The sequence below is a fragment of the Mesorhizobium sp. M0500 genome, assembly GCF_040321165.1.
Classification (GTDB): Bacteria; Pseudomonadota; Alphaproteobacteria; order Rhizobiales; family Rhizobiaceae; genus Mesorhizobium.
Genome location: NZ_JAMYRB010000015.1, coordinates 1 through 13,738 on the forward strand (window position 1 = coordinate 1; position 13,738 = coordinate 13,738).

A 13,738-nucleotide genomic window follows, 5' to 3' on the forward strand; every position below is an offset into this window, starting at 1 on the left:
CCGCCAGGATCGCCAGCAGCTTCCGATTGAGAGGGGGAACCGCCATATGCGCCTCTTTATGGCACAACCCTACACCCATGGAAGCGTCGGAGCCAGAACGCGCCGTTGGCCGCGCGGTGAATGACCGCTCGTCAGCCGTTCCTGACTTTCGACCGGGTGCGGATGAACGTCTTCAACGGGTCAACTTGCGTCGTCAGGGCTCTCGGCGTCAAAGGTCCGAGAGGGTTCGAAGTCGGTCGTTCAGAGTGATTGCGTTTTGACTCCAGAGCGCCGCGCGTCATTGGACGCGCAAAGGACGCTATAACACTTTGAATTTTGCATGATCCTTCCGAACCGGAGGTCAGCGCAGCAAAACCATGCCGGTTTCCGGGGGTCATGCCCTAAGGCAGCCTGAACCGGTATTCCGTCACGTGATGATAGATCTGGCCCGGCCACAGCGTGGCTTGCGGGAAATACGGCCGGTTCGGCGCATCCGGCCAGATTTGCGGCTCCAGGCAGAAGCCCGAAAAGGCCTTGTACTGGCGTCCGCCCAGTCCAGGCGAGGACGGTGCCAGATACTGGCCGGTATAGAGCTGGACACCTGGCTCGGTGGTCCAGAGCTCCATCTCGACGCCGGAATTCGCGCCTTGCGCCCACGACGCCTGCTTCAGCGGCCCGCGCGTCGAGGCGAGGCAGAAATTCTGGTCGTAAGGGAGCTGCTCGCCCTCGGTCTCCATGCGCAGCGGCCGCGCCTGGCGAAAATCGAAGGGCGTGCCGTCGACCGGCTTTACCGTGCCTGTCGGAATGAGATCCGCGTCGACCGGCAGATAGGCGCCGGCATTCAGCATCAGCCGGTGATCGAGAATGTCGCCGGCGCCGCCGTCATCCAGGTTGAAATAGGAATGCTGGGTGAGGTTGCAGAGCGTCGGCTCCTCGCAGGTGGCGGTCAGTTCGACGCTGAGCGTGCCCGGGATCTTGAGCCGGTAGGTGCAGGTCACGTCGAGCGCCCCGGGAAAGCCCATCGTGCCGTCGGGGTCGTGCAATGTCAGCGTGACAAAATCCCTGCCATGCAGCGAAACCGCCCAGGCCCGGCGCGAAAAACCTTGCGAACCGCCATGCAGCGTGTGCTTTTCGAGGAAATTGCGCTCGGTCTGGTAGCGTTTCCCAGCAAGCGTGAAGCGGCCGTCGCGGATACGGTTGGCATAGCGCCCGACGACGGTGCCGAAGAAGGCGGTGTCCGTCTCATAGTGCTCGAAACGATCATAGCCGAGCACCAGCGGCGCGTCGTGCCCGGCCAGACGCAGATCCTGGATGATCGCACCCAGCCCGATGATGTTGGCGGTCAGGCCGCCGCCCCGGATGGTGAAGCGGCGGACGGCCTCGCCCGCCTGCGTCGTGCCGAAAACCTCGCCGTCCTTCATCGCCATGCTCGCAAGTTCGTTGCTCGATGCCAGCCTGGCCTTTCGAAGCGGCCCAGGATCGTTTTCGGTATTACCGCATCGGGCTTCTAGAGACCAAGTCCGCCGATGCAGACATATTTGGTGTCGAGATAATCCTCGATGCCCTGATGGCCGCCTTCCTTGCCGAGGCCCGATTCCTTGACTCCGCCGAACGGCGCTTCAGGGGTGGTGATGAGCCCTTCATTGACGCCGACCATGCCGTATTTCAGCCCTTCCATGACCCGGAAGGCGCGGCCGAGATCGCCGGTGTAGAAATAGCAGGCCAGGCCGAACTCGGTGTCGTTGGCGAGTGCTACGGCCTCTTCCTCGGTCTCGAACTTGAATACCGGCGCCACCGGGCCGAAGATTTCTTCCTTCATGAAGCGCATCTTCGGCGTCGCATTGGCGATCACCGTCGGCTGGAAGAACGAGCCGCCGAGCGCGTGGCGCTTGCCGCCGGCGACGACCTTGCCGCCCTTGGCGGTAGCGTCGGCAATCAGCTCCTCGACCTTCTCCACCGCCTTTTCGTCGATCAGCGGCCCCTGCTGGACGCCGTCTTCGAGGCCGGAACCGACCTTCAGTCCGTTGCTCGCAACAGCCAATTTTTCGACGAACCGGTCGTAGATGCCGGCCTGCACCAGGAAGCGGTTGGTGCAGACGCAGGTCTGGCCGGAATTGCGGTACTTGGCGGTGATGGCGCCGGCGACGGCCCGCTCGATGTCGGCGTCGTCGAAGACGATGAACGGCGCATTGCCACCGAGCTCCATCGACACTTTCTTGACGGTCACCGACGACTTCTGGATCAGGATCTTGCCGACCTCGGTCGAGCCGGTGAAGGTGATCTTCTTGACCAGCGGGTTGGCACAGATCTCGTCGCCGATCTCACCGGCAGCGCCGGTCAGGATATTGATTACGCCTTTGGGGAAGCCGACTTCCTCGGCAAGCGCGCCCCAGGCAAGGCCGGAATAAGGCGTCTGCGACGCCGGCTTGACCACGGCGGTACAGCCGGCGGCAAGCGCCGGGCCAAGCTTGCGGGCCAGCATCGAGGATGGGAAATTCCACGGCGTGATGGCGGCGACGACGCCGACCGGTTCCTTGGTCACCAGGATACGGCGGTCAGCCCAGGGCGACGGCACGACGTCGCCATAGGTGCGGCGACCTTCCTCGGCGAACCACAATATGTAGGACGCGGCCGAGCCGATCTCGCCCTTCGATTCGAACAGCGACTTGCCCTGCTCGATGGTTAGTAGTTCGGCCAGCACGTCCTGATTGTCCATCATCGCGTCGTGCAGCTTGCGCAACAGCTTCGAGCGTTCGAGCGCGGTGGTCTTGCGCCATGTCTTGAAGGCAGCGTCGGCGGCCTCGATGGCGCGGCGGGTCTCGGCCTTGCCCGACTTCGGCACGGTGCCGATCTTGAGGCCGGTGGCAGGATTGTTGACGTCGACCGTCTGGCCTGAATCGGCCTGCACCCATTCGCCATTGATGAGATTGGCCTGCCGCATGAAATGGCTGGTTTTCTGAAGCATGATCTCGCCTCCGTTCGGCACCTGGCGGGCCGGTCGCTGATTTCGTGAATGGACGTGCGCGATAGCATCGCTAGAGCCACTGCTCTTAGCCCAGGGCAAGCCCCGCAAGCAATCACAAGATGGCATATAGGGTTTGGGCCAGCCAAAGCGAGAGGCGATGCAGCCGGGTTCTTATCCAAAAACCCGGGCTCTTATCCAAAAACATGGACGACCACTGTCAGCCAAAACGCAGTGGTCACGACCGCACAGGCGGTGGCGATGGTCATCTGGTTCGACGCCAGCGCCTGGCCGGTGTTGAACTGCACCGCGATGAGATAGGAATTGATGCCGGACGGCAACGCCGCAACCATGACCGCCACCTTGGCCGTCAATGGCGGCAGGCCGATCAGCCAGACCAGGCCGAGAACCAGCGCCGGCATTAGGAACAGTTTCAGCGCCGACAGCGCCAGCGCCGGCCTTACATTGCCGGAAATGCCGAAACGGCGCAGGCTGAGCCCCATGGCGAACAGCGCCACCGGGGCGGCCGTGCCGGCCAGCGCGTCGCTCAGCCGCGTCGCAAGCACCGGCAGCGGCGCACCGGTGAAGCGCCACGCCAGCCCGGCCAGTATGCCGATGATCAGCGGATTGATGAATACCCTCCTGAGAAAGCTCCTGACGACGCGGAGCGGATGCACAGGCTCGCTGCCGCCGCGGCCGAACATCTCGAAAAGGATGATCGAGGCCATCATCATCACCGGCAGGTGAATGGAAACGAGCAGTGACAGCACTTCGAACCCGGCCGGCCCGAACACGCCGATCATGAAGGGCGCGCCGAGCAGGACGACGTTGGAGTAGGACGACGATACGCCGCCGACGACGCCGGCGCGGGCGTCTCGTCCGAAAATGCGCGTAATGACCAGATGGCCGGCAGCCCAGGTAAGCGCGACCGCCGCGAAATAAGCCCCCCATAGCGACCACGGCGCCACGCCGTGGAAATCGGCCTTTACCATGGTCTGGAACAGCAAAAGCGGCATTGCCACGTTGATGGCGAATTCGGATACGCCCTCGCCGCTCGCCGGCTTCAAATAACCGGTCAACCCGGCAAGATAGCCGAGCCCGACAAGACTGAAAACGAAGAGGACGGTTTCGGTAAGCGGAGACATTTTTCCCGTGATAGGCGAGCCCCGGCGGCGGCGCAATCGCCCTTCCCTCGCGAATGTACCGGCCAACAATCCGGCCGCTCGGATCTTGCCCGAATTTGCTCATGGTTGGATGCCAGCGCTATACAGGGTTGTCGGGGGACACGCGGCGAATGGGCCTTGTCGGAAATCAGCACTTCTTCAAGCAGGCGTGGCTGACGGCTTTCGTCGGCGCCATGCTTTGCCTCGTGGTGACCTCGGCTCATGCCGCGGAGCCGGCGAGCCTCAAGGGTGTGGCGCTGATCGTCGGCCAGTCGAAATACCAGCACATAGCGGCTCTTCCCAACCCCGCCAACGACGCCCGCGACATCGCCAAGATGCTGACCGACCTCGGCTTCGACGCGCGCAGTGTAACCGACCGCGACACGGCAAAGCTGAAGCGCGACCTCGAGCGTTTCGCCGAGGATGCAGAGGACGCCGACGTCGCCTTGATCTACTATTCCGGCCACGGCATCGAGGCCGGCGGCGAAAACTATCTGGTGCCGGTCGACGCCGACGTTTCTTCATTGAAGGACGCCGATCAGGCCCTGGTGCCGATCTCCGCCGTCATGGACGAATTGAAGACGACCGTGCCGGTAACGATCATGTTGCTCGATGCCTGCCGCACCAACCCGTTTCCGGCGGATGCGGTGCTGCGCCGGGCGCCGACGGCCTCGGCCTCCCCGATCAGCGCCGGCGGATTGGAGCCGGTGCGCGGTGCCAGGGCACTGGCAAACGCGACCGCGACGGAAAATCTGGGAACGGTGATCGGCTTTGCCGCCGAGCCGGGGCGGCCGGCACTCGACGGCATCGTCGGCGAAAACAGCCCCTACGCAGCGGCACTTCTGCGCCACCTAGCGGCAATGAAGGGCACCGAGTTCGGCTCGGTCATGCGCATGGTGACCGAGGAGGTCTATCTCGACACCAAGGCAAGGCAGCGGCCATGGGTCAATGAAAGCCTGCGCCGGCTGCTCTATTTCGGCGTTGCACCGCAGGAGCCGACCGGCGACGACGACCTGATCACCGGCGAGCGGCGGCAATTGCTGCTGACGATCGCCGAGTTGCCGAACCCCAAGCGGGCACAGGTCGAACTGGCCTCGCTGCAGGACGGCGTGCCGCTCGACGCGCTTTATGGCGTGCTGAAGGCGCTCGGCACCGAAAAGATGCCGGAGGACCCCACCGACCTGCAAAAGCTGCTCGATGCGCAGGCCGAGCGCCTGAAGAAGATGATCTCCGAGCGCAACGCGCTGCGCACCGACGACCCCGAGATCAGCCGCCTCGTCGCCTCGGCCGACAAAGCGATCGGCCAGGGCGCCATCGTCACCGCGCGCAACTTCCTCGACCAGGCGGTGGGCCGGGTCGAGCAGGCCAGCGGCGTGGTCGATCGGGCAGAGGATCTGGTCAGGCAGAAGCGTCTTGCCGACGCGGCGATCTATGCCAGGCGCGCCGACGCTTCGGCGCTGGTCTTCGACTATCTGTCGGCCGCCAACGACTACGGCGAGGCCTTCTCGCTGGTCGAGAGATGGGACGACAGGCTGCGCTGGAACTACAAGAACCAGGAGGCGGAAGCGCTCAACGCGCATGGCAACGCCACCGGCGACAGGCAAGCGCTGCAGCACGCTATCGACGCCTACCGCGTCATCCTGAACTTCATCCCCAATGGCGAGCAGAACCGCGACTGGGCGATCACCCGCAACAACATGGCGGTGGTGCTGCAGACGATCGGCGAGCGCGAGCGCGAAACCGACCGGCTGGAAGAGGCAGCGAAAATCTTTCGCGATTCGCTTGCCGTGTTCGAGCGCGAGAAGGACGACATCAACTGGGCCGCGGCCCAGAACAACCTGGCCAATGTGCTGTTGAAGATCGGCGAACGCGAGAGCGACCCGAAACGCCTGAATGAGGCGGTGGTGGCGATGCGCGCCACGCTGGAGAAGCGGCCCCGCGACAAAGTCCCGCTGGACTGGGCCGCCTCGCAAAGCAACCTTGGCCTTGCGCTTTACGCGCTTTCGGAGCGCGAACCGGACGGCGAGCGCCTGACCGAGGCCGAGGCCGCCTACCGGCTGGCGCTTGAAGAATACACGCGCGAAAAGGCGCCCGTTCAGTGGGCGATGGTCCAGAACAATCTCGGCAACACGCTGGTGTCTCTCGGCACGCAACGCAACGACAAGGCAAAAATCGACGAGGCAGCCGCGGCATTCCGCGCCGCGCTCGAAATCCGCACACGCGACACCTTCCCGCTCTCCTGGGCGAGCAGCCGTCTCAATCTGGGTAACGCGCTGAGCAGTGCTGCCCGTTTCGATCTCGGCACCGGCCTGCTCGAAGAGGCGGCTGCCGCCTATGGCGACGCGCTGACCATATTCACACGCCAACGTTTTCCGACGGATTGGGCTTCGGCGGAGAACAATCTCGGCTCGATCTACCAGACGCTCGGCCAGCGCACGCGCGATCCTGCCAGGCTTGAGCAATCGGCGGCCGCATACCGGGCGGCACGGCGCGTCTACACCAAGAAGGAGTTTCCGCTCGACTGGGCGATGACCCACTACAATCTCGGCAACACGCTGCAACTGCTCGGCGGCGTGACCGACAAGCCGGTGCATTACGAGGAGGCGATCGAGGCCTATCGCGATGCACTTCGCGAATACAAGCGCGAGACGACGCCGCGGCAATGGGCACTGGCGCAGGCCGGTCTAGGCTCGGCGCTGCAATGGCTGAGCATGAGCGAGGCCGATCCCCGCAAACTGGCCGCTTCGATCGCCGCGCGCCGGGCAGCGCTGGAGGTGCTGACCTTCGAGACCTCGCCCGTCGACTGGGCGAACGCGCAGAACGGCATCGGCATGAGCCTGATCAATCTAGGCAATCTCGAACGCACCGGCAAATATCTGGACGAAGCCGAAGCCGCCTTCGAGGCAACGCTCAAGGTCTTCACCCGCGAAAGCCAGCCGATGCAATGGGCCTTCGAGCAGAACAATCTCGGCGACGTCCACTGGAACCGCGGCAGCTATGGCGGTGGCAATGCCGAATACCAAAAGGCGATCGAATTCTTCGAGAACGCCAAGCAGGGCTTTACCGATGCTGGCTATACACTCCCCATCCCGCTGACCGACCGCAAGATCGATCTGGTGAAGAAGCAGATAGCGAAGAAATAGGCGTCTCGGCCGCAGGTTGCACTCGGCTTGTCTTTCAGCCGGCTTTGCCGTCCCTATATGCCGGTCACCGGGGACCTGCCTGCCGGTCACCCGAAAAGGATGTCTGATGCTTCGATTTGTGCTGGCGCTGCTGTTGCTTGCCGTTTCCGCCACAGCCCATGCGACGGAAGCCGGCTGGGCGCTGCTGCGCGACGGCGGGCATGTGGTGCTGCTTCGCCATGCCATGGTCACCGGCACCACCGATGCGGCCAATTTCGACCTCGGCAAATGCGCCACCCAGGTCAATCTCTCTGAGCGCGGCAAGCAACAGGCGCGCAAGATCGGCGCGCTGTTTGGCGCCCGCGCGGCACCGGTCGAGCGCGTGCTGTCCAGCCGCTATTGCCGCTGCCTCGAAACCGCGCGCATAGCTTTCGAAAGCGAACCGGAGCCGTTCGCACCGCTTGACCTGCTGAAGACCGACGAAAAGGAGAAGGCCGCTCAGATCGCTGCGATCCTGGCAGAGATCCGCGGCTATTCCGGCTCCGACAATCTGGTCATGGTCACGCATCTCGAAGACATCAAGGAATTGACCGGCATCTCGCCGCGCGAAGGCGAAGCCGTGGTCGTCGAGCCGCAAGGCGACGGATTGCGCGTGCTCGGCCGCGTTACCTTCTGACCGGGCCGGTCGCTCCTCGCGTCGAGCGAGATAGGTGTTGCCGAAATGCCACTGCCACGAGAAGCCGTGGTTGGATTCCGATCTCATCTTGCTCTGCCTGGGCAGCAATCCCATCTGCGCCCGGCGTATCAGGCCTTTTCCTGCCCGGAAAAACCGATTAGACAGCCCAAAACACATGCGGACAGATTCCGCCCGCAATCGAAGGAAAAGCCCTTGTCCACCACGTTCGACAAAGTCGCCAAGATCATCGCCGACACCAGCGAGATCGACATCGAGACGATCACGCCCGAAAGCCACACCATCGACGATCTCGGCATAGACAGCCTCGACTTCCTCGACATCGTCTTTGCCATCGACAAGGAATTCGGCATCAAGGTGCCGTTGGAAAAGTGGACGCAGGAGGTCAATGACGGCAAGGCCTCGACCGACGACTATTTCGTCATGAAGAACCTGTGCGCCAAGATCGACGCGCTCGTCGCCGCCAAGAACGCCATCTAAGCACAGCGCCTGACGCGCCCTCACCCACAACAGCCGCCCATGAACCCCCGCGACGTCGTCATATCAGGCATCGGCCTTGTCTCGTCGTTGGGCGAGGGTCCGGATGCGCATTGGCAAAAGCTCGTCCAGCCGCGCCTTGAACCGGTTCTGGAGGCCTCGCGCTTCTCGCCCTATACGGTCCACCCGCTGCCGGAGATCGACTGGAACCTGCAGATCGCCAAGCGTGGCGACCAGCGGCAGATGGAGACCTGGCAGAGGCTCGGCACCTATGCGGCCGGCCTTGCGCTCGACGATGCCGGCATCAAGGGCAATGACGAACTCTGCGCGACCATGGACATGGTGGTGGCCGCCGGCGGCGGCGAGCGCGACGAGGCGGTCGACGCGGCCATTCTCGCGGCATCGGAAAGCCGCAATGACCGCGACGTGCTGCTCAACGAGAAGCTGACCACGGAATTGCGCCCGACGCTGTTTCTGGCACAGCTCTCCAACCTGCTCGCCGGCAACATCTCGATCGTCCACAAGGTGACGGGATCGTCGCGCACCTTCATGGGCGAGGAAGGTGCCGGCGTTGCCGCTGTCGAGACGGCGGCCGCGCGCATCCGCTCCGGCCAGTCGACGCATATACTGGTCGGCGGCGCTTTCCAGACCGAACATTCCGACATGCTGCTCGGCTATGAACTGGCCGGCTACCTGCATCGCGGTCCGTGGACGCCGGTCTGGCAAAGGCAAGGTGCCGAGGGCGGCGGCGTGGTGACCGGATCCGGCGGCGCGTTTCTCGTCCTGGAGCAGCGCGAGCATGCGGAAAGCCGTGGCCGGAAGATCTATGCGGAACTCGGCCCGATCCTGTCCGGCCGTGCCAGGCGCCGGCGGGGCGAACTCGACGGTGAGATCGCCGCGCTGCTGAAGCAAGCGGTATTGCCGGACGGCGAACTGCTGGCGATCTCCGGCGCTTCGGGCGCCCATGCCGCGACCGCCGCCGAGAAATCGGCGCTCGACGCCAATCCGGCGATCGCCGCACGCGGCTTTTCGACGCTGACCGGCCACATGAAGGAAGCGCAGTTCCCCTTTGCCGTTGCGCTGGCGGCACTGGCTGTCGACCGCAAGGCCGCCTATCCTGTCTTCGACGCCACAGTCGAAAAACCGTTTGCCGGCGTCCCGAAGACCGTCCTTGCAACGGCCATCGGCTATCACCAATTCGAGGGCATGGCGCTGATCAAAGCCGCCTAGAGCCTCGGACCGAAACGTGTGGCGCGGTTTTCGGGCGATCCGACGCTCCAAGAGAAACAGTTTTTTGGACAACAAATGGCCAATCTGAACGACCATATGGGCAGGCCGATCGTCGCCGTCACCGGCATCGGCGTGGTGACCTCGCTCGGTGTCGGCAAAGCCGACAATTGGGCGGCGCTGACATCGGGCAAATCCGGCATCCATCCGATCACCCGCTTCCCGGTCGATCATCTCAACACCCGCATCTCCGGCATGGTCGACTTCCTGCCGTCGAGCTCCAAGGGCGCCAGTCTCCTCACCTATGAGCTTGCCGAAACCGCCGCCCAGGAAGCAATGTCGGAGGCAGGCCTCGATGCCGGCGATTTCGGCGGACCGCTGTTCCTCGCTTCGCCGCCGGTCGAGCTCGACTGGAGCGAGCGCTTTTCGCTCTACAATTCCGACAAGCCCAATAATTCAGACAGGCACGATTCCGGCGCCGAAAGGCTGCTGCGGGTGGCACGCGGCCTCAGGGAACTCGACATCTTCGAGACCACCCAGTTCGGCTCGATTGCCGACCGGCTTGCCGACCGTTTCGGCACGCGCGGCCTGCCGATCACGCTGTCGACAGCCTGCGCTTCGGGCGCCACGGCGATCCAGCTCGGCGTCGAGGCGATCCGCCGCGGCGAATGCGACAGGGCGCTGTCGATCGGCGCCGACGGCTCGGCGACCGCCGAGGCGCTGATCCGCTTCTCGCTTCTGTCGGCGCTCTCGACCCATAACGACATCCCCGAAAAGGCCTCAAAACCCTTCTCGAAGGATCGTGACGGCTTCGTGCTGGCGGAAGGCTCGGGCGCCCTGGTGCTGGAATCGCTGGAGACAGCACTTGCCCGCGGCGCCACCATTCTCGGCATATTGCGCGGCTGCGGCGAAAAGGCCGACGACTTCCATCGCACCCGCTCCAAGCCGGACGGTTCACCGGCGATCGCGGCGGTGCGCGCCGCCCTTGCCGATGCCGGCTTGAGTGAGAACGGGATCGATTATGTCAACGCCCATGGCACCTCGACGCCCGAAAACGACAAGATGGAGCATTTGTCGCTGTCGACGGTGTTCGGCGAGCGGATCTCGTCAATGCCGGTCTCGTCGAACAAGTCGATGATCGGCCACACCCTATCGGCTGCCGGTGCCGTCGAGGCCGCATTTTCGCTGATGACGATGCGCGAAAGCGTCATTCCGCCGACCATCAACTACGACAATCCCGACCCGGCAATCGTGCTCGACGTGGTGCCGAACACCAAGCGCAACGCCGAGGTCGGCACCGTCCTGTCGAACTCCTTCGGCTTCGGCGGCCAGAACACCTGCCTTGTCATGGCGCGGGAACCGGTCTAAGCGACCTTTTTCAGCCAGACTGAACCGACAGGCACCATGCGCGCATTGCAACTTATCGAGGACCGCCGCCTTGAAACGGTGGACCTGCCGCCCCCGCCGCAACCTTTGCTCGGCGAGGTGACGCTGCGCATCAAGGCCGTGGCGCTGAACCACATCGACGTCTGGGGCTGGCGCGGCATGGCTTTTGCCAAGCGCAAGCTGCCGCTGGTCGTCGGCGCCGAGGCTTCCGGCGAGGTCGAGGCGGTCGGCCCCGGCGTTTCCAGCCTTGTGCCCGGGCAATTGGTCTCGATCTATGGCGCCCGCACCTGCGGTCTTTGCCGCGCCTGCCGCGAAGGCCGCGACAATCTCTGCGAGCATGTTTCGGGCGTGCACGGCTTCCATCTCGACGGCTTTGCGCAGGAAAAGATCAACCTGCCGGCGCGCCTTCTGGTCCCAGCTCCGCCCGGCGTGAGCGAAATCGGCGCGGCGGTGGCGCCTGTCACCTTCGGCACGGTCGAGCACATGCTGTTCGACAATGCCCGGCTGCAGCCCGGCGAGACGATACTGGTCCATGCCGGCGGCTCCGGCATCGGCTCCGCCGCGATTCAGCTGGCCAAGAAGATGGGCTGCACGGTCATCACCACCGTCGGCTCAAACGACAAGATCGACAAGGCCAAGGCGCTCGGCTCCGACCACGTCATCAATTACCGCGACGACCGCTTCGAAGGCGTCGTGCGCAAGCTGACCAAGAAGAAGGGCGTCGACGTGGTGTTCGAGCATGTCGGCGCCGACACCTTTGCCGCCTCGATGCTGTGCCTCAAACGCGGCGGTCGGCTGGTCACCTGCGGCTCGACCTCCGGCGTGTCGACGCAGATCAATTTGATGCAGTTGTTCCAGCAGCAGCTGAAGCTGCTAGGCTCGTTCGGCTGCCGCATGGAAAACATGGCCGACGCCATGCAGAAGATGGCGGCGGGCCTGGTCGCGCCGGTGATCGACACCGAGGTTGGCTTCGACGGCATCGATGCGGCGCTGAAGCGCATGGAAGGCCGCGACGTCTTCGGCAAGATCATCCTGCGCGTCGGCTGAAATGATCGGCAACGCCTTCAGGAAGATCCGCAGGGACGTGGGATTCCGCTATGGCAGGCGGCTTCGCCAGTTCAACTACTGGCTGGTCGCGCGCGTCGCGATGATCATCATCTCCGCGCTGCGCCTGCTGCCGCCCGACAGGGCGCTCAATTTCGCCGACCGCGCTGCCCGCCGCATCGGCCCTTGGGTAGCGCGCCATCAGGTTGCTGTCGACAATCTGCGCAAGGCCTATCCGGAAAAGAGCGATGCCGAGATCGAGGCGATCGCTTCCGACATGTGGGGCAACATGGCCCGCCTGGCCACCGAATACATCTTTCTCGATGCTTTGTTCGACTACGATCCCACTGCGACGAAGCCGGGCCGTGTCGAGGTCAAGGGCGTGGAGCATTTCGTGCGCATTGCCGGCGAGGACAAGCCGCATATCGTCTTCACTGGGCATCTCGGGAATTTCGAGCTGCTGCCAGTGGCAGCGGCGACCTTCGGCATGAACATCACGGCGCTCTTTCGCCCGCCCAACAACCCTTACCTCGCCGACTACATCCTCTCGACCCGCCGCTCGAGCATGGGATCGCTGCTGCCGTCTTCGACCGGTGCCTCGTTCGCACTTGCGGCCATCCTCGAGAAAGGCGGCAATATCGGCGTGCTGGTCGACCAGAAATTCACGGGCGGGCTCGAGACGACATTCTTCGGCCGCCCCTGCGAGAGCAACCGGGTTCTCGGCACCCTGGCGCGGCACTACGATTGCGATGTCTACCCGGCGCGCTGCGTGCGCCTGCCCAACAACCGTTTCCGGCTCGAGATCGAGGACAAGCTCACCTTGCCGCGCACCGCCGGCGGCAGTGTCGACGTCCGCGCCACCACCCAGCTTCTCAACGACGTGGTCGAGCGCTGGGTGCGAGAAGACCCCGGCCAGTGGATGTGGTTCCACAAGCGCTGGGAGATCAGCGGTCGCAAAAAGCGTCGGCCGGCGACAGTGCGCGACAAAGCCGCCTGAGCGGAACGATCTTTTGGGCACAGGCGCTATTTTGTTCTTGCTTTGTGCCGGCAGCTATGCTACTAATTTCGGTATGGTGCTATTTGGCCCCGACGAACCCGCCGCTCCGGCGGGTTTTTTATTGCGGGCCGAGGAGCAGGCCCTAATTCGTCACGAGGATCCGCGTATTGCCGAAGCCGGCTTTGCGCACCATCGAATAGAATGCGGCGGCGTTGCTGGGGTGGAGGCGCACACAGCCATGCGATGCCGGGCGTCCCAATTGCCGGATCGCGCCGGTGCCGTGGATAGCATAGCCGCCGCGGAAGAACACCGAATAGGGCATCGGCGACATGTCGTATTTGCGCGAATACCACATCCGGGCCGTCCGCTGTGGGCGATAGCTGCCGCGCGGCGTGATGTAGCCTTTGCGGGCGGTGGAAACGCTCCACCGGTAATACGAAAGCCCGTATCTTACTGTCATCGTCTGTGAGGATATGTCGATGTTCGCGACCAGGCTGGCCGCCCGGCTATCGAACGACGAACCGAACAGCATCGCCATCAATGCCGCTGCCATGAGAACAGTGTTTTTCATGCAATCAAACCCCTTTGATGCCCCTTGCCTGCCTGCCCTCACGCTGTTCTCCAGCGTTTTGATGGCAAGCCAGCGAGCTAACACCTACTCCCTGACGATTTCACCAATCCAAAGCA

General features: G+C 63.7%; 11 protein-coding genes. 7 read left to right on the forward strand and 4 right to left on the reverse strand.

Annotated elements, in window-relative coordinates; all coding sequences use genetic code 11:
* Positions 1-380 precede the first annotated feature (380 nt).
* The 3 genes from NKI70_RS23025 to NKI70_RS23035 all read right to left on the reverse strand — a co-directional run bounded on the left by NKI70_RS23025 (position 381) and on the right by NKI70_RS23035 (position 4,086).
* Entirely contained in the window at positions 381-1,406 is a 1,026-nt protein-coding gene (locus NKI70_RS23025) for an aldose epimerase family protein (protein WP_254818213.1), read from the reverse strand.
* 80 nt (positions 1,407-1,486) lie between these two features.
* A complete protein-coding gene (locus tag NKI70_RS23030) occupies positions 1,487-2,944 on the reverse strand; it encodes an NAD-dependent succinate-semialdehyde dehydrogenase (RefSeq protein WP_352700610.1) in 1,458 nt (485 codons plus the stop codon).
* A gap of 191 nt (positions 2,945-3,135) precedes the next feature.
* Positions 3,136-4,086 (reverse strand): AEC family transporter, encoded by a 951-nt coding sequence (locus NKI70_RS23035; RefSeq protein WP_352624606.1) that lies wholly within the window; start codon positions 4,084-4,086, stop codon positions 3,136-3,138.
* 149 nt (positions 4,087-4,235) lie between these two features.
* Between NKI70_RS23035 and NKI70_RS23040 the strand changes: the two genes are divergently transcribed.
* From NKI70_RS23040 to NKI70_RS23070, 7 genes are all read left to right on the forward strand, one after another.
* Entirely contained in the window at positions 4,236-7,247 is a 3,012-nt protein-coding gene (locus NKI70_RS23040) for a caspase family protein (RefSeq protein WP_352505777.1), read from the forward strand.
* 106 nt (positions 7,248-7,353) lie between these two features.
* Positions 7,354-7,902 carry a histidine phosphatase family protein gene (locus NKI70_RS23045; protein ID WP_352454578.1) on the forward strand — a complete coding sequence of 183 codons (549 nt, stop codon included), beginning with the start codon at positions 7,354-7,356 and terminating at the stop codon, positions 7,900-7,902.
* A 213-nt stretch (positions 7,903-8,115) separates the two neighbouring features.
* The gene (locus tag NKI70_RS23050; RefSeq protein ID WP_023676462.1) at positions 8,116-8,400 is read left to right on the forward strand and encodes an acyl carrier protein; all 285 of its coding nucleotides are present in this window, start codon (positions 8,116-8,118) and stop codon (positions 8,398-8,400) included.
* A gap of 39 nt (positions 8,401-8,439) precedes the next feature.
* Complete coding sequence (locus tag NKI70_RS23055) at positions 8,440-9,627, forward strand: beta-ketoacyl-ACP synthase (RefSeq protein WP_352700611.1); 1,188 nt, start codon at positions 8,440-8,442, stop codon at positions 9,625-9,627.
* Positions 9,628-9,702: 75 nt separating this feature from the next.
* Positions 9,703-10,992: a beta-ketoacyl-ACP synthase gene (locus NKI70_RS23060; protein ID WP_352587728.1), complete on the forward strand. Its 1,290-nt coding sequence runs from the start codon at positions 9,703-9,705 to the stop codon at positions 10,990-10,992.
* Between the two features lie 36 nt (positions 10,993-11,028).
* On the forward strand, positions 11,029-12,057 hold the full coding sequence (locus NKI70_RS23065) for a zinc-binding dehydrogenase (RefSeq protein WP_352724927.1): 1,029 nt from the start codon (positions 11,029-11,031) through the stop codon (positions 12,055-12,057).
* A 1-nt stretch (position 12,058) separates the two neighbouring features.
* Positions 12,059-13,051 carry a lipid A biosynthesis lauroyl acyltransferase gene (locus NKI70_RS23070; protein ID WP_031211715.1) on the forward strand — a complete coding sequence of 331 codons (993 nt, stop codon included), beginning with the start codon at positions 12,059-12,061 and terminating at the stop codon, positions 13,049-13,051.
* A 142-nt stretch (positions 13,052-13,193) separates the two neighbouring features.
* Here the strand turns inward: NKI70_RS23070 and NKI70_RS23075 are convergent, their stop codons facing one another.
* A complete protein-coding gene (locus tag NKI70_RS23075; RefSeq protein ID WP_352644889.1) occupies positions 13,194-13,622 on the reverse strand; it encodes a L,D-transpeptidase in 429 nt (142 codons plus the stop codon).
* Between the last annotated feature and the right edge of the window lie 116 nt (positions 13,623-13,738).